Below are 17,710 nucleotides of genomic sequence, written 5' to 3'. Positions count from 1 at the left end.
GTATCTCTCCAGTATATCTTGTAGCCTACTGCACCGTCTACTTTGCTCCATTGTAGTTTTGCATCTGCTTCTACAATTCCACCAATTTCTACAGTAGCAGGAGTAGGAGGAGCCCACGCCAGACTTGCCAGGTTGATCGCGTTTACAGCTGTAAGTTTTTTAGCATATTCAAAATTTACATGTTCTACCACATCGCCATACTCAATACCATCTTCAGTACGAATGTCCTGATGTTGATGCGTATAATCTTCATGAGCTTCCATAATACGTACACCGGCATAGCCGAGGTCATTAAATGGTCTATGATGCCCACCTCGACCAAAACGATCTAGACGATAGATCATCATTGGGTTCATCTCTGGCATGTATTCTTTTACATTTTTATGTATGTAACGAGCAAGCTGCCGCGAAATACCATCTACTTCACCACCGTAAAATCTCCGGCCGCGTCGTTGTTGTTCTGTTTCTGTAGGCGGAGTAGGTTCAGAGAAAATTCTAAAATCCCGATTGCTTACAACACCGTCAACACCGCTAATGTTTCCTATCATATCATTGTTGAGAATACCTATAATATCCCAGCCTTTTTCTTTCGCGTAAGCTGCCAGACCGGCGCCACCAAAAAGCCCCTGCTCTTCACCAGAAAGTCCTACGTAGATGATGCTATTCTCAAATTTATATTTAGAAAGTACACGAGCCGCTTCCATAGTACCAGCCATACCGCTCGCATTATCGTTAGCTCCCGGCGCGTCTGTCGTAAAATCAACCGCATCACTGGCACGAGAATCTATGTCACCACTCATAATGATGTAGCGATTGGGATATTTTGTACCGCGCTGTACAGCTACCACATTTACAACATATGCGTCATGTGGCACGCGACTGCCCATATCTGTAGTAACTAAATCCTTTTGGTAAAAAACATTAAGACAACCGCCACAACCTGCAGATGTTTTCTCAAAGTCGGTTTTTATAAATCTTCTTGCTGCGCCTATGCCGCGCGTATCGCTTAGAGTGTCACTAAATGTATTTCTGGTTCCAAAATTGGCCAGTTTACGTACGTCTGCCTCGATATGATCTGCAGAAACAGCATCAATTATGTCGTATATTCTAAGATCTGTAGAAGAGGGCACAGCAGTCTGCGCATTTACCTGAAAACTAAAAAGGGCAATCAATGCAAGGGTAGAGGTTATTCTCATGAATAGTGGATTGGTTTAAAGTAAAAGTAAGTATTTAGTACGTATTATCCGCGTGCTGCAAATTCTTTTAAAAGTTCACGTACATGATCTGTATCGTCAACATAAAATTTAGCTGCGGTTTTATGTAAACCTACTTTAACTGTATAGGCTTCTTCTGGCAGATCCTGAAACATAAACTCGTCTGTCCAGTCATCGCCAATTGAGAAAATGAAAGAATAGTCTTTTTTGAAGATATGGTTTGTTACCGCCTTACCTTTATTTACACCGCTGGTTTTAATTTCTAAAACTTTATTACCGTCAAGAACACTTAACTCATGTGTGCTCGTCAACTCTTTTATCACAGTAGAGAGATCATTAGCTCGTTTAGCGCCTAACTCAGGATCTGCCTGTCTGTAATGAAAAGCAAGAGAGTAATTTTTCTCTTCTATAAAAGTTCCCGGAGTACGGTCTACAAAACTTTCCAGAATGGGGCGTACCTGTGGCATCCAGTCTTTTTTTACATTCTCTGTCATTTCCCATTCACCGCCGGTAAGTCTTTTCCAGACGCCATGCTCTGCTATAAGCGTTATTGGCACTTCCTGCCACCAGGTTCCTAAAGTATGACGATCTCTTCCGCTAATTATTACCACTTCAGTATTGGGCTGATTTTGCAGTGTTTTTATGAGATTTATCATTTCCTCATCGGGTTCTGCATCTTCAGGATTGCTTACAAAACCTCTTAAAGTACCATCATAATCGAGAAAAAGTATGCGTTTTTCAGATTCCGCGAAAGCTGAAAGTATTTTTTCCTGCACTTCTTTGTTTACGCGTTTAGCTTTGACAAGGGCTGTTCTTTCCTGCGTTTCATTTAAACTGCTCATAAAATCATCTGCCCATTTCTCAACATTGTATCTTTTAAGACGTTTCTGTAAAGAAGTATTGCGTTTTATCTGTTCTGCTTCTGGCATTTCAAGCGCGGTTTTCATCGCATCTGCAATTTGCTCAAAGTTGTTTGGGTTGATGATTAAGGCCTCGTTCATTTCTTGTGCAGCACCCGCCATTTCGCTCAAAATAAGTACACCTCTTTTATCTGTTCTTGTAGCAACGTATTCTTTGGCAACTAGATTCATCCCGTCACGAATAGGTGTGAGCAAGGCAACTTCACATGTTGTATACAGATCGATGAGATTTTCAAAAGGCATAGAGCGGTAAAAATACCAAATAGGCGTCCAGCTTACAGAAGCAAATTTACCGTTTATGCGTCCTACTAATTCATCTACTTCTTTCTTTAAAAGCTGGTACTGCGGTACATTAGAACGCGAAGGAACAGCAAGCATTACCAGTCTCACTTTTTCTTTAAATTCTGGATATTTCTCTAAAAAATACTCATAAGCCCGTAATCTGTTTGCAATACCTTTTGTGTAATCAAGTCTGTCAATAGACAGTATCATTTTTGCTTCTGGCGTAGAATCTAAGTGTAAATCTAGCCTGCGTTGCAGTTCTGATTGACCACTTTCCTGATCGTGTTTTTTAGCGGCTTCTGCAAATTTGTTATAATCAATCCCCATGGGGAATGAATTAACAGTAACAATGCGATCTTTAATAATGATCTCATTAAAGTTGATCTCATGCCTTAAAATACGCCTTACTGAACTTAAAAAGTGACGTTCATAATCATAAGTGTGAAAACCAATAAGATCTGCACCTAACAAGCCTTTTAAAATTTCTTCCCTCCACGGTAATGTTCTAAATACTTCATACGAAGGGAAAGGTATGTGTAGAAAGAAACCTATAGATACATCTGGTCTTTTAGCTTTTATAAGCTGTGGTAGTAACATTAACTGGTAATCGTGAATCCAGACCGTGTCGCCATCTTCAATATTGTCAAGCACAACCTCAGCATATTTTTCATTTACCTCTTTATAGCTTTCCCAACTTTCATTTTCAAATTCGGTAAACTCCATGAAATAATGAAAAAGCGGCCAAATTGTACGATTACTGAAACCATAGTAAAACCCATTTATATCATCTTCCGTAAGTAAAACAGGAATACATTGCTCTTTTATGGTTTCATCAATGACGTCATCCATAAGATCAGATGGTATTTCCTCTTCGGTAAGGCCGGGCCATCCTATCCAGACACCATTGCCATCGCGGTGTACAGATTTCATGCCGGTGGCAAGACCACCTATACTGGGAGTGGCTTGTACAGTCTTATTATCGATCTTTAATTGTAAAGGAAGGCGGTTTGAAATTATGATGGTTTTGCTCATAAATAGGTTAATTGGGCTTGGTTTTTCTTTTAATGCTTAAATTTCGGAAAATATGGGCGGTTTAGCTACCGCATTAAAGAACTTTTAAGATACATATGGATAATTTAAATTACGGAATAATAGGAAACTGTAAAAGCGCAGCCCTCATATCAAAATCAGGTTCTATAGACTGGTGCTGTTTACCCATTTTTGATTCTGCTTCAGTTTTCGCTAAAATACTAGACAATGATAAAGGCGGAAGTCTTGGTTTTGAAATAAGTGAAGATTATGAAATAAGTCAGGAATATCTCTGGGAAACCAATATCTTAAGTACCACTTTTGACAATGGTACAGATTCTTTTCAAGTCATTGATTTTATGCCGCGCTATGAAAAAAAAGACGGTAGTTTTTATGCACCGCCAGATATCGTGCGGTTTTTTCGCCTGATTAAGGGTGAACCAAAATTCAGTATCGCATACGACCCCAAGCTTGAATATGCTAAAGAAGAAACCTACACAAAGAACAGGGGTGAATATCTTGAAAGTTATACAAAGGCCGGAAAATATGATTCTTTATATTTCTATACAGATTTTAATCATGATGATATTTTAAAGCGAAAAAAAATCACGCTTAAGAAGAATGGGTTTATTCTCATTTCATATCATGAAAAGTTGATGAAGCAAACGCTTGACAGGTCATACCTTAAATTTCAACGTACCAAGGTTTACTGGATGAACTGGAGTGATCTTACAACTAACTATCCAAGGTATCAAAATGAGATCATTAGAAGCGCATTAACTTTAAAAGCACTCACTTTTGAAAAATCTGGTGCTGTACTCGCAGCAGCTACAACCTCATTGCCAGAAACTATAGGCGAGGTGCGTAATTGGGATTACAGGTTTTGCTGGGTACGCGATGCCTCTATGGTGATACGTGTAATATCAAGCCTGGGACACACAAAATCTGCCAGAAAATTTCTACAATTTATTATAGATCTTATACCTGATAAAGATGAGAAAATGCAGATCATGTATGGCATTAATGGGGAGAAAGAACTAACCGAGCAAACGCTTGATCATCTTTCTGGTTACAAAGGTTCTGCACCGGTACGTATAGGTAATGCTGCCTATGTACAACGGCAAAATGATATTTACGGGATCTTGATGGAAGTTATCTTTCAGCAATTTATACAATTTGAAACTTCTCTTGAGAACAGTGAAGAATTATGGACTATAGTAGGGGGCATTGTTAATATTGTGGAAGAGCACTGGAAAGAACCTGATAAAGGTATTTGGGAGTTACGCACAGAAGACAAACATTTTACATTCTCAAAACTTCTGTGTTGGGTAGCAGTAGACAGAGCTATAAAAATAGGAGAGGTGCTGGGGAGAACCAGAAATATTGCAAAGTGGAAGGAAGTACGATCTGAGATCTATGCTGATATTTATCAAAATGCATGGAATGATGATCTGCAGGCATATACGCAATCCTACGGTTCTTACGATATGGATGCTTCTACATTGCTTATGGAATCTTACGGATTTATACAGGCAGACGACGCCCGTTTTATTGCAACCGTGCAGGCAACTGAGCGTGAACTCTGCCGTGACGGTCTCATGTATCGCTATAAAAATGATGACGATTTTGGGCAGCCTACATCATCGTTTACAATATGCTCATTCTGGTATATAGACAGTTTATATAAAATAGGTGAGAAGGAAAAAGCAATAAAACACTTTGATCAATTGCTTTCATACAGCAATCACCTGGGCTTGTTTAGTGAGGATATAGATTTTAAGACGAAGCGCTTATTGGGTAATTTCCCGCAAGCATATTCACATTTGGCACTTATAGAAACTGCGATTAATTTCTCAAGAGATTCTAAAATTCCGGAGCATTTTCAACCGATATTTCAATAAAAAAAGCCAATTTTTATATTGAAAAAACAGGTTTTTAACCCTAAAAATCCGGCAAAATTAGCCGGATTTTTAATTTATAGAAATTCTCTTAATAGAGAAATGTTTTATTGAAGAAATGAACTAAAAAATGTTCTTTTCTTAGGAGGTATTGCTTTGCTGCTTGCTGCGATCTGCACCAGTTCCTGTTCTTTTTCTTTGGCATAAACCAGCTTAAATAAGGAAGCTACAGATAATTTATGCTGCGTACGTTCTAGTAATGTGAACTTATCATTAACGGCTACGTGGCCCTCTTCAATAATGCTTAAATACGTGCCGCCAAAACCGTGCTCTATAAATTGTTTGATGACTTTTTGAGATCCGAATTTATAACCAAACTTATAGCAGGGTTCTCTGTACTGAGAGACTTGCACAGTAGCTTCTCCTACCTTGTAAATATCACCTAAGAAAACATCATTTTCATCAAAATCTGCAACGGTGAGGTTTTCACCAAACATTCCCCAGCACCAGTCTAATTCAGGATAAAGACTTTCCCAATAAGGATATTGCTCTGCCGAAAATATATAGCAGGCTTTATAAAATCCGCCATGATGCAATCGATCTGAAACCTCATCGTTTACAACGTCATTTTTGGTCAAATAAATAGGTTGGCCAGTAGGTTTTTTAAAAATACCGGTAGTTTCTTCTTTGCCATTCCAAATGAAAGTAGTGGGTTTAGCAATATTGGTAGAGATTATTTTCATGGTTGGTGTGGTATTAAATTTCCTTCTAACACTAAAATTCCAATTTATAAGACATGTTTTTTAAATATATCTTCTAATGTTTTTTGTGGGTTATCACTAACACCGGGATGAGTTTTAGAGCTTTGAATAATTGTACTTCTGCAAGCGGTTAACCATCTAAATCTATCAGATAATTCTAATTTTCCTATTTTTCCGCCAGATGGTTCCCCATCGCAGATTAATTTCCACGCATCTAAATAGTTGTTAAGAATATCTAACTCAATTTCACATGCAAACACTTGTAATTTGTCTGGATTGATATGGTATTTAATACCTAAAAATTTTTTTCGCTTAGAAAAAAGAATAACACCCACATTAAAGAATTCTTCTCGTTCTACTTTAGGTACAATTCTAATTATTGCATATTCAAATGTAACCTTATCTTGCATCTTCAGCTTCTTTAACTAATAAATCAATCTTAGACAATCTTGTATTTATAAACTGAATGTATGCTGCTCTCATCTCCTCAGGAGTCATAGAGTCAGATTCGCTTATCAACCACTCTTCTGGTATATTGAGAATAATTTCTTTAATTATTTCGGCACTAATAAAATTTTGAATTTCTTTTGATGCCTCTTCTAAATGAGTCGCTTTTTGTAAAAGTACATGGTCTTTAATAAGAGGGAAAGTTCTGGTTAGGTGATTTTCCCAGTTTTTCCAGTCATGATGAAAGTAAAAACTGGCACCATTATCTATTACCCAGAGTTCATGATTCCAGTGTAATAAATTACTGTTCTTAGCTGTTCTGTCAATATTACTTATGATGCTGTCCAGCAGTACCACTTTTGAGGCGGTCATAGCATCTACTGTACTTACTAAAGGGTCAAAAGTAATTGCACCAGAGAGAAAATGTAACCCCAGATTTAAACCTACACTAAATTTTAGGAGATCCTGAATTTCTTCATCTGGCTCTGTTTTACTAAATGAATCATCAAGATTCATAAAAACCAGTTCAGGCACTTTCAATTTAATTGCTCGAGCGAGCTCTCCACCTATAAACTCTGCTATCAAAGCTTTTTTACCTTGACCGGCGCCTCTAAATTTTAGTACATACAGAAAATCATCATCTGCCCTCACTATGGCAGGTAGTGAACCACCTTCTCGCAGTGGGTGTACATATTGAACAACATTTACTGTTCTAATATCTAGTTTATACATACGTACTAAATAAAATCACTTTTTAGAGAACTAAAATAGGTTAATAAATAATTAATCCCCGAAGAATACATCGAGGATTAATTGCAGTATTATTATAAATTTGAAGTTATTGATTATTTTTATTGTCTTTCATCAATTTAGCTTCTGCGGGATGAGAGCGATCTGTTTTACCTTGCTTGTTTGTATGATCAAGCATTTCTACACGAGTGCGAGGTAAGCTTTCCGGGTAATTTTCTCTAATGAAATCAATCATTTTTTCTCTGATGAAAACTCTTAAATCCCAGGCCGTGGGTGAATCTTTTGCACTCATAAGCGCTCTGCTCTCAACTGTAGTGGCTTGAGCATCTGTAACCTGAAGCACATTTACGAGTCCGTCCCAAAGTGGTGTGCTTTCGAGTAATCGAGTTAATTCTTTACGGAGTGCATCAAAAGGTACATTGTAATCTGTATGAATAAAAACAGTTCCTAAAATATCTGAAGAGTTGCGCGTCCAGTTCTGGAATGGCTTATCTATAAAATAGGTGGTGGGCAAGACGAGACGGCGTTTATCCCATATCTTAACTACGACGTAGGTGAGAAATATTTCTTCAATCCAGCCCCATTCATTTTCTACAATAACAACATCGTCAATACGTATAGGTTGCGTAATAGCGATCTGTATACCGGCTAATAAAGTCCCTAGCGCTTTTTGTGCCGCAAAACCAATTATTATACCGGCTATACCTGCCGAACCCAACATAGTTGCTCCAATTGATCGTATACTGGGAAAACTCATTAAAGCGATACCTACAGCAAATAAAACGAGTAGAAATACAATAACACGTTCAAGGATTGTAAATTGTGTGTATACCTTTCTGGCAGACATATTATCTGCAGATTTCATGTCATAACTCTGTAATACACGACTTTTAAAAATACTGAGCGCAATTATGCACAACCATGTGATACTAATTATTAATAGAATTGTAGCTATATGGCCCAGCACGTCACGATTTATAAAACGACTAATACCATTTACAACTCTTCCTATTCTCAAAAAAAGTGACAGGATGAGCAAAGCCATGGGTATGCGTATGCGAGCAGCGATATTTACCGGCAGAATATTCTTGGGGCTTTTACCCAGACGCTGAAGTAAGTAATACAGAAAACCAAAAACTAAAGCAGAAATAACGATACCAATGATCAGGTAACGCGCAAGATTAGAATCAATTGAAGAAAACATAAGGTTAGCTTTTTGATATTAATTTTAAAGCTAAACAAACATGTGCAACGGTGGCGTTAATAAAATTTAAAACTTTGGTAATGAATTTACTATAACGTTAGTAAATATGCATTTATTCCGTTAGGAGCAATGTGCCAAATATTCCCGCATCTATCCAGCCTCTGTTTTTGTCTTTGCCCGCTACAGGTATAGAGCCAATAAAATTCTCTCTCTCCGGGCTGCTGTCATTATCACAGTACGCTATTGCGAAACCCATTTTCTTGTTGGGTTTTAGAACAATGGGATCATTAGGCTTTTCATCGTTATAAGTATCATCAAAAATGGTTACCAGAACTTCCCATGTAGTTGTGTTACCGTTTGTTTTTCGCTCAGATTCTACATTGCTGTTGTAAAGTCTGGCAGTGCCTGCTGGCGAAGTGTCTACCACATTTCCGTCAAGGGCTATGTGGTAAGCAAATGCGTTGTAATTATACTGGTGGTCACCACCGCTGTTATCTTCATCAACAAAAACTTCAAGGCAGTCATCATTCCAGAAATTATCAAGAGGATCTGTATGACGGTCATCTAAAATATCATCTTTAATTTCGGCAAGAATATAAAGTCCTTCCGGCGTCCAGGTTAATTTATATCTGCCTTCAAAATCTGTTTTGCTAAATTTTTCTCCAATCCATCGTTCATCCATAGCATTCCATTCTGCATCTTTCCATGCGGGATCATCTGCAATTCCATCAATTTCTGGTGCAATGGTTGCAAGTTTTATTTCGCGAAGCTGTTGATCATTTTTTACTACGAAAGTTTGTTGAGCTTCAGATTCTGTTTTGCAACTTACAAATAGCAAAAGCGAAAGAAAATAGACGGGAAGAGCAGTTTTATTCATTGTGTATTGATGTTTTCTTTTTTGAAGATAATAGACTTAGTATTCCAAATATAGGTCCTGCTCCCAGAATTAAAAAAATGTATTGTGGGTCTACGTGCTGTGACCATAATGTAAATGCCTGAATGCTAAAAATAGTAATGCCAAAACCTATACAGTTTACAAATGTTAGTGCGGTGCCTCTGTATTCTGCCAGCGAATTTTGAGCGACTAATGTAGAAAATTGCGGACTATCTGCTACCACAGCTGCTCCCCAAATTATAAGTGAAATTAAGAAAATGACTTTAGGCAAATGGAGCAAAAAAGGAGAGCAAAAACATAACAATCCTGAAATAATTAAACTCATTAAAGCAACCGCTTTACTTCCTTTATAAAAACTTATGTGACCGCCCAAAGCGCAGGATACAGCTCCTGTAGCAATAATCATAAATGACCAAAGCGGAATATTGATTTCGATATTAGAAAAATCGGCATAAAACTGAATAAAAACAGGTAAAAAGCCCCAAAAAGCGTACAACTCCCACATGTGACCAAAATACCCAAAAGCTGCTTTTCTAAAGCCTTCAACTTTAAATAATTCTGGTATCGCTTTCAATTTTATTTTCTGCTGCCTTTTTCTAAAAGGACCGTCAGGAACTACAATCAGGATTAAAAATCCGCCTAAAATGGCCAGAAAACTGGTTGTAAGCGTTAAAAATCGGTAACTAAAGTCTACTCCTAAACTGTTGATAAAATGAGGCAAAGCGGTACCAAGCACTAAAGCACCTACAAGATATCCTAAAACTTTACCAAGTCCTTTTTCATAATAATCTGAAGCTATTTTCATGCCCACAGGATAAATACCAGCAAGAAAGAAACCGGTTATAAAACGAGATGCGAGAATGAGCTCAATATTAATTTTAGGGAGTAGCAAAGCCGCATTTGCCAGAGCTCCACAAATTGCGCTCACAAAAAATACTTTAGAAGGGGAGAAGCGGTCTGCCAGCGCTAGAAAGGCAAAAATCAAAGTTCCGCCAATAAAACCCAATTGCACCGCCGAAAGTGCTGCACCTATAGCGGCTGTACTAGCTAAATCTGGTAAAGGTATTTGTGGTATGCTTATGTTGCCTACAAACCACAGTGAGGTGCCCAGAAATTGAGCGACCACGATGATAACTGTAACAAGTGATCTATTGCTTGTCATTGTTGCTGTTGGGTTCTGCTACAACAGCAAGGTGTTTACCATCTGGGCTTACTGCCAGGCGTGTAATATTGTCAAGATCATAAGATTCTAGCGAGGCTAGTTCTTTCCACTCAGTGACTCCCAGCGTGTCATAAATGTATAGGCGGTTACGGCTTCCCAGAAGTATTTGGCTATCATTGAGCCAAACATAATCCTGTATACCAATAGGCAGCTCACAAACAAAAAAACTTTCAAGGTCACCCGCCATATCAAGTAAATACAAATCCAGGTTTTGATCATCATTTACTACAGTGTAGCTCATCGATTTAGTATGAGGCACTTTGTACAGTGACCGGCCAATATTTGTTATGATTAACGTGTCCTTTTTTGTATTTGTGTCAGATAAATATAGATCCAGACTACTCCCGGAAAGCACAGCGCTTATAAATTGCGAATTATCATAGAAAGCAAAACATCCTGTTTTCAGGTCATTTATCGCGGTAGTTTCACCGGCTTTTGTTTTATATCTGTAAAGTCTTTGCAACCCGGAAGTATCTAATCTCACGGCTGCAAAATATTCACTGTCAGGAATATGCTGTGGGGAATATTCGCTACCTTCAGTTGTATTTGTAAGCCAGTCTATAGTTTTGGTATTCAGATAGTAAGAGGCAATATCTGTTTGTTCATTTCGCGTTCGCGAAAAAAAAATCGTTTCATTATCAGAAAAAGAAGGTTGGTTGTCATAACCTGCGTTATTTGATATGTTTTGTCCGTTTTTTACTTCAAAAGAGGCGTTTTTTGGAACAAGATCAAATAAGTAAATTTCAGTATCTGTATTTTGGCAAAATGCTAATCCTGAAAAAAGAAATATAAAAAGTAATCTCATCATAATTATTTAGCGAAAGGTATAAAAAAGGCCTGTAAGTTTTGAATTTACAGGCCTTCAGTCAAAAATTTTAAAACTTATTTTCTTCTTTCTAAAAAGGATACGTGTTTTCAGCAATAACTTTATCAGCGATAAGGTTACGTAAAGCAACCACATTTGGCTGATTTTGATATTTCGTAAAGCGTTTTAGACCCATAAGCATCATACGTTGTTCATCACCTTCGGCAAAAGAAACAATACCCTCTTTTCCTTTTATAGTGATGGTATCAACGGCATGATATAAATATAACTTAGCCATCGCGATTTGCTCTTTTTGTGATTCCTCACCAAAACGTTTAGCGTTTTTCTCAGCTCTCAATATTGTACTTTCTGCCATATAGATCTCGATAAGGATATCTGAAGCTGCTAAAAGTAACTGTTGATGTTGTTCTAATTCTGGACCAAATTTCTGAATCGCACCACCGGCAACCATAAGGAAAACCTTTTTCAATTTGGCGATCATTGTTTTTTCTTCAGAGAGAACTTCAGAAAAGTCAGGAGTTTCAAAAGAAGGAATTCCTGTTAATTCATCTGCTACTTTCATAGCAGGGCCTAAAAGATCAACATGACCCTTCATCGCTTTTTTAATAAGCATACCCACAGCAAGCATTCGGTTTATCTCATTTGTACCTTCATAAATACGTGAGATACGCGCATCACGCCATGCAGCTTCCATAGGAGTGTCTGCACTAAAGCCCATTCCGCCAAAGATCTGAATACCTTCATCAGAACAGTTTTGGATATCTTCTGAAGCCGCAACTTTAAGAATAGAACATTCTATAGCATATTCTTCAACACCTTTAAGTTCTGCCTCACTATGTGAGTTGCCATCGCTCATGCGCAGAGCAATGCGGTCTTCTATATTTTTTGCAGCGCGGTAACTAGCACTTTCACCGGCATAAGCAGAAGTTGCCATTTCGGCCAATTTAGATTTTATAGCTCCAAAACTTGAAATAGGAGTTTTAAACTGAATGCGCTCATTTGCATATTTTACCGAGTGGTCAACAACACGTCTTTGCGCGTCAAGACAAGCAGCAGCAAGTTTAATACGACCCACGTTAAGTGCATTCATCGCAATTTTAAAACCTTCACCGCGACCTGCAAGCATATTCTCAACCGGAACTTTAGTTTCACTAAAGAAAACCTGACGGGTAGAGGAGGCGTGAATACCTAATTTGTGTTCTTCTTCACCTAGAGAAATCCCATTTGAAGGATCTTGTTCTACAATGAAACCAGTGATATTTTTATCGTCCTCTATGCGTGCAAAAACGATGAACATGTTGCAAAAACCAGCATTTGAAATCCACATTTTCTGTCCGCTGATTAGGTAATGCGTACCATCTTCAGAAAGAACAGCTTTAGTTTTACCACTATTCGCATCAGATCCTGCTCCCGGTTCAGTTAAAGCATAAGCACCAAACCATTCACCGTTTGCCAATTTAGGAACGTATTTTTTCTTTTGTTCTTCGGTCCCATATAATGTGATTGGCATAGTACCAATACCTGTATGAGCACCAAAAGCCGTAGCGATAGAACCAGTAGCACCAGAAATATAATCACAAACAAGCATGGTAGAAACAAATCCCATCCCAAGTCCGTCATATTCTTCCGGTACCGCAACACCAAGAAAACCAAGTTCACCGGCTTTACGCATAATTTCTTCAGTAAGTGCGTAATCTTTTTTCTCTAGTCTCGGTTTATTGGGAACAACCTCACGGTCTACAAATTCCTTAACCGATTCTTTCATCATTACTTGCTCCTCACTGAAATCTTCAGGAGTGAATATATCTTCGCAAGCGGTTTCTTTTACTAAAAACTGCCCTCCACGTAGGATGTCTTTTTTTTCTGCTGTTTCCATTATTTATTCATTTTTAATTTTTTCCTCACCCCAGCCCTCTCCAAAGGAGAGGGAGCAGAGTTTAATTAGTTTCAATATTATTTCTCTCCCTTTGGGGGAGTTAGAGGGGCTTTAATTCAGGAATTCATAAACCCCTGCAGCACCCTGACCTGTACCTACGCACATTGTTACGAGACCGTATTTCCCTTTCATATCACGCTTACGCATTTCATCAAATAATTGAACTGAAAGTTTACCACCTGTACAACCTAAAGGGTGACCAAGTGCAATCGCACCGCCGTTTACATTTACGATATCCGGATTTAAACCTAATTCTCTAATTACGGCAAGAGATTGAGAAGCAAAGGCCTCATTAAGTTCTACAAGATCAATATCATCCTGTTTTAAGCCGGCTTGTTTTAATGCTTTTGGGATCGCTTTTACGGGTCCTATACCCATAATTCTGGGCTCAACACCTACAGCTGCAAAATTTACAAGACGCGCTATTGGTTCAAGATTTAATTCTTTAACCATTTCTTCGCTCATGATAAGTACAAAAGCTGCACCATCACTCATTTGCGAAGAGTTACCTGCAGTGACACTTCCGCCATCTGCAAAAACCGGCCTTAGTTTGCCCAAAACCTCCAGGCTTGTATCTTTTCTTGGTCCTTCGTCTTTGTTAACCGTATAAGTTTCAGTAACTTTCTTACCGGCTTCATTTACAAAAGTATGCTCTACATTAATTGGCACAATTTGGTCTTGAAAACGGTTTTCAGCCTGAGCTTTTAATGCTTTTTGATGCGAATTGTAAGCAAACTCATCCTGATCTTCACGAGAAACATTAAATTGATTTGCTACAGCTTCTGCAGTTAAGCCCATTCCCCAATAATAATCTTCATGACCTTCTTTGGCCATCTTGTAATCAGGTACAGGTTTGTAACCACCCATTGGGATGTAACTCATACTTTCTGCTCCGCCGGCGATTATACAATCTGCCATTCCTGCCTGGATTTTGGCGGAAGCCATTGCGATTGTCTCAATACCAGAAGCACAATATCTGTTTACAGTCACTCCGGGAACGTCTTCAATTTTAAGTCCCATAAGGGAAATTAACCGACCCATATTTAAACCTTGTTCGGCTTCTGGCATCGCATTACCTACAATGACATCGTCGATTCTTTTTTTGTCGAAATCGGGTAGATCTTTAAGCATGTACTGAATAGTTTCTGCCGCGAGTTCATCAGGTCTTTTAAATCTGAATACTCCTCGTGGCGCTTTGCCCACTGCAGTACGATATGCTTTAACTATATATGCTGTTTTCATTTTTTTAGTGTTTTCCTCACCCCAACCCTCTCCAAAGGAGAGGGAGCGAGTTATGAATTATATCTAATTTCTTTTTTCATTATTTCCTCCCTACTGGGGAGGTTAGGTGGGGCTTAGTTACGCAACGGCTTTCCTTTTTTGATCATGTGCTCCAGACGTTCCAGGGTTTTGCGTTCTCCACAAAGACTTAGAAAAGCCTCACGCTCCAGATCAAGTAAATATTGCTCAGTTACATAAGAAGCCTCAGAAAGATCACCTCCAGCCATCACATAAGCCAGTTTGTTTGCGATTTTCTTATCATGATCGCTTATATATTTTCCGGCTTCCATAGAATCTGTACCTACTAAAAACATACCCAAGGCCTGTTTGCCAAGTACTTTTACGTCTTTTCTCTTGATAGGCATTGTGTAACCCTGATCTGCCATAAAACGAGCAGTAGCTTTCGCTGCTGCGATCTGGCGATCTTTGTTAACCACAACTATATCTTTACCGTGTTTTAAAATTCCTGTATCATAAGCTTCATAAGCAGATGTAGACACTTTTGCCATTCCTATCGTAAGAAAATATTCTTGTAAACGGTTAAGCTCAACATCGTTTTTCTCAAAAGTGTCTGACGCCCGTAGCGCCATTTCTTTAGAACCACCACCGCCGGGAATCACACCTACGCCAAACTCTACCAAACCAATATAACTTTCTGCCGCTGCTACCACTTTATCTGCGTGTAAAGTCATCTCACAACCACCACCAAGTGTCATACCATGTGGAGCAACAACTACGGGAATAGAGGAGTAGCGCAATCTCATACAGCTGTCCTGAAAATATTTTACAGCCATATTGAGTTCGTCATATTCCTGCTCAACGGCCATCATGAATATCATCCCGATATTAGCCCCTACAGAGAAGTTTTTGCCCTGATTTCCTATCACTAGTCCATCAAAATCTTTTTCTGCGATATCAATTGCTTTATTAAGGCCTGCCAGAACATCACCACCTATAGAATTCATTTTAGACTGAAATTCTACATTTAAAATTCCATCGCCAAGGTCTTCTACAACAACACCACTATTCTTAAAAACCTCATTGGTTTTACGAATGTTATCAAGGATTATAAATGAATCCTGCCCCGGTTTTTTGATAAAATCACCTTTCGGAATATCATAATACCAGGTAGCACCTTCTTTTACTTTATAAAAAGAATCATTTCCGTCTTCAACTAATTTATTTACCCATTCGGCAGGTTCAAAACCTTCCTGCTTCATCAACTCAATTCCTTTCTGAACTCCCAGTGCGTCCCATATTTGAAAAGGACCATGTTCCCAGCCAAAACCAGCGCGCATGGCGTCATCAATTTTATAAAGTTCGTCTGTTATTTCCGGAATTCTGTTTTGAACGTAAGCGAAAAGCGAAGCGAAATTTTTTCTGTAAAATTCACCAGCTTTGTCTTTTCCGTTAACCAGAACTTTAAAACGGTCTTTTACATTGTCAATGGTTTTTGTAAGCTCGAGCGTTGCGAAAGAAGCACGTTTACTCGCTCTGTAATCCATAGAATCAAGATCAAGAGAAAGTATTTCGCTTGAGCCATCATCTTTTCTTACTTTTTTGTAAAAACCCTGACCAGATTTACTTCCCAGCCATTTGTTCTGCATCATTGTATCTATAAAACTGGGAAGTTTGAACAGTTCGTGGCGTTCATCATCCTGACAATTTTCATAAATACCGTTTGCAACATGAACCAGAGTGTCAAGGCCAACAACATCTACTGTACGAAAGGTTGCAGATTTAGGCCGGCCAATTACCGGACCCGTAAGTTTATCAACTTCTTCAATGGTCATTCCCATTTCTTTTACAGAATGAAAAAGACTCATTATGCTGAAAATACCCACGCGATTACCTATAAAAGCCGGAGTATCTTTAGCTACGACAGCGGTTTTACCAAGAAATTTTTCGCCGTAACCATTAAGGAAATCAAGAACATCTTCAGAGGTTTCTGGTCCCGGGATTATTTCAAAAAGGTCAAGATATCTTGCAGGGTTAAAAAAGTGAGTTCCGCAGAAATGCTTTTGAAAATCTTCGCTGCGTCCTTCGCTCATAAAGCGAATAGGAATACCTGAGGTATTAGAAGTAATTAAAGTTCCCGGGGTGCGAAAATTATCAAGTTTTTCAAAAACCTGCTTTTTGATGTCAAGTCTTTCAACAACAACCTCAATAATCCAATCTACTTCAGAGACTTTAGACAAATCATCATCCATATTACCAGTTGTGATGCGATTGGCAAAATCCTGATGATAAATAGGAGAAGGCTTAGATTTTAATGAATTTTGAAGATGCTCGTTAACCAGACGGTTACGCACAACTTTATCTTCAAGAGTTAAACCTTTAGCTTTTTCCCTATCTGTCAATTCTCTGGGGACAATATCAAGTAACAATACTTCAACCCCAATATTTGCAAAATGACATGCGATGCCACTTCCCATAATACCAGACCCGATAACGGCTACTTTATTAATTCTTCTTTTACTCATTATTTTATAGGCGTTTCTTGTTGATTATAGATTTTCTTATTCTGTATAAGGTCATTAATAACATGAATGACCTCAAAAAAGTTTTTTATTTTTTCATCAGAGATATTCTCTCTTATAGACTCATTAAACCGTAAAACCCGATCTTTACTGTAATCACGTTTTTCTCTACCAAATTCTGTAAGATGTATCAATACTCCACGTCCATCTGCAGGGTTGGGTTTTCTTTCAATTAGACCTCTTTCCTCCATAGATTTTAGCGTTCGCGAAAGGCTTGTAGCTTCCATTCCCATACGTGGTCCTAATGCTGTAGAAGGTGTACCTTCTTCAGGATCAATGCTTAATAGCGCAAAGCCAGTCGCCATAGTACTGTCAAATTTTGAAGCTTCCTCATTATACATTTTGGTCACCGCCTGCCAAGTGGCACGAAGGGCATAGTCTATTGTAATATCTTTCATAAGTTCAATATGTCGTAAATGTACTAAATTTTACTATGCATGCATAGTAAAATTAGAAAAATATAACGATTTCGTAAAGTTGGCAAACGGTTATATAATTTCCATAA

13 protein-coding genes and 1 pseudogene are annotated in these 17,710 nt (G+C 38.3%); 1 reads left to right on the top strand and 13 read right to left on the bottom strand.

Annotated elements, in window-relative coordinates:
* Positions 1 to 236: 236 nt before the first annotated feature.
* Positions 237 to 887: pseudogene (locus ACH3O9_RS00220) on the bottom strand (M28 family peptidase); the annotation flags it as partial.
* Between the two features lie 353 nt (positions 888 to 1,240).
* Positions 1,241 to 3,448, bottom strand: a complete 2,208-nt coding sequence (locus ACH3O9_RS00215; protein WP_416443185.1) for a bifunctional alpha,alpha-trehalose-phosphate synthase (UDP-forming)/trehalose-phosphatase — start codon at positions 3,446 to 3,448, stop codon at positions 1,241 to 1,243.
* A 95-nt stretch (positions 3,449 to 3,543) separates the two neighbouring features.
* On the opposite strand from ACH3O9_RS00215, the gene ACH3O9_RS00210 reads away from it, so the two are divergent.
* Complete coding sequence (locus tag ACH3O9_RS00210) at positions 3,544 to 5,346, top strand: glycoside hydrolase family 15 protein (RefSeq protein WP_416443183.1); 1,803 nt, start codon at positions 3,544 to 3,546, stop codon at positions 5,344 to 5,346.
* Between the two features lie 104 nt (positions 5,347 to 5,450).
* Here ACH3O9_RS00210 and ACH3O9_RS00205 read toward each other — a convergent pair whose 3' ends face one another.
* The 11 genes from ACH3O9_RS00205 to ACH3O9_RS00155 form a co-directional block, all read right to left on the bottom strand.
* Entirely contained in the window at positions 5,451 to 6,086 is a 636-nt protein-coding gene (locus tag ACH3O9_RS00205; protein WP_416443181.1) for an MOSC domain-containing protein, read from the bottom strand.
* A 44-nt stretch (positions 6,087 to 6,130) separates the two neighbouring features.
* The gene (locus tag ACH3O9_RS00200; protein WP_416443179.1) at positions 6,131 to 6,514 is read right to left on the bottom strand and encodes a DUF3037 domain-containing protein; all 384 of its coding nucleotides are present in this window, start codon (positions 6,512 to 6,514) and stop codon (positions 6,131 to 6,133) included.
* Positions 6,504 to 7,283 carry a HipA family kinase gene (locus ACH3O9_RS00195; RefSeq protein WP_416443177.1) on the bottom strand — a complete coding sequence of 260 codons (780 nt, stop codon included), beginning with the start codon at positions 7,281 to 7,283 and terminating at the stop codon, positions 6,504 to 6,506. The genes ACH3O9_RS00200 and ACH3O9_RS00195 overlap by 11 nt, the downstream gene beginning before the upstream one ends.
* Positions 7,284 to 7,389: 106 nt before the next feature.
* Complete coding sequence (locus tag ACH3O9_RS00190; protein WP_416443175.1) at positions 7,390 to 8,505, bottom strand: mechanosensitive ion channel family protein; 1,116 nt, start codon at positions 8,503 to 8,505, stop codon at positions 7,390 to 7,392.
* Between the two features lie 112 nt (positions 8,506 to 8,617).
* Positions 8,618 to 9,382, bottom strand: a complete 765-nt coding sequence (locus tag ACH3O9_RS00185) for a sugar-binding protein (RefSeq protein WP_416443173.1) — start codon at positions 9,380 to 9,382, stop codon at positions 8,618 to 8,620.
* Positions 9,375 to 10,562: an MFS transporter gene (locus ACH3O9_RS00180; protein ID WP_416443171.1), complete on the bottom strand. Its 1,188-nt coding sequence runs from the start codon at positions 10,560 to 10,562 to the stop codon at positions 9,375 to 9,377. Before ACH3O9_RS00180 ends, ACH3O9_RS00185 begins: the two co-directional genes overlap by 8 nt.
* A complete protein-coding gene (locus tag ACH3O9_RS00175) occupies positions 10,549 to 11,430 on the bottom strand; it encodes a TolB family protein (RefSeq protein WP_416443169.1) in 882 nt (293 codons plus the stop codon). The genes ACH3O9_RS00180 and ACH3O9_RS00175 overlap by 14 nt, the downstream gene beginning before the upstream one ends.
* 88 nt (positions 11,431 to 11,518) lie before the next feature.
* The gene (locus ACH3O9_RS00170) at positions 11,519 to 13,324 is read right to left on the bottom strand and encodes an acyl-CoA dehydrogenase family protein (protein ID WP_416443167.1); all 1,806 of its coding nucleotides are present in this window, start codon (positions 13,322 to 13,324) and stop codon (positions 11,519 to 11,521) included.
* 111 nt (positions 13,325 to 13,435) lie between these two features.
* Positions 13,436 to 14,626, bottom strand: coding sequence for an acetyl-CoA C-acyltransferase (locus ACH3O9_RS00165; RefSeq protein ID WP_416443165.1), 1,191 nt, complete (start codon positions 14,624 to 14,626; stop codon positions 13,436 to 13,438).
* Positions 14,627 to 14,739: 113 nt separating this feature from the next.
* Complete coding sequence (locus ACH3O9_RS00160; protein ID WP_416443163.1) at positions 14,740 to 17,148, bottom strand: 3-hydroxyacyl-CoA dehydrogenase NAD-binding domain-containing protein; 2,409 nt, start codon at positions 17,146 to 17,148, stop codon at positions 14,740 to 14,742.
* On the bottom strand, positions 17,148 to 17,603 hold the full coding sequence (locus ACH3O9_RS00155; RefSeq protein WP_416443161.1) for a MarR family winged helix-turn-helix transcriptional regulator: 456 nt from the start codon (positions 17,601 to 17,603) through the stop codon (positions 17,148 to 17,150). The genes ACH3O9_RS00160 and ACH3O9_RS00155 overlap by 1 nt, the downstream gene beginning before the upstream one ends.
* Positions 17,604 to 17,710: the final 107 nt, after the last annotated feature.

It is taken from the genome of Leeuwenhoekiella sp. A16 (assembly GCF_047946675.1).
Lineage (GTDB): Bacteria > Bacteroidota > Bacteroidia > Flavobacteriales > Flavobacteriaceae > Leeuwenhoekiella.
Note: the sequence above shows the minus strand (reverse complement) of the source record. Positions and strands in the feature narration are given on the sequence as shown.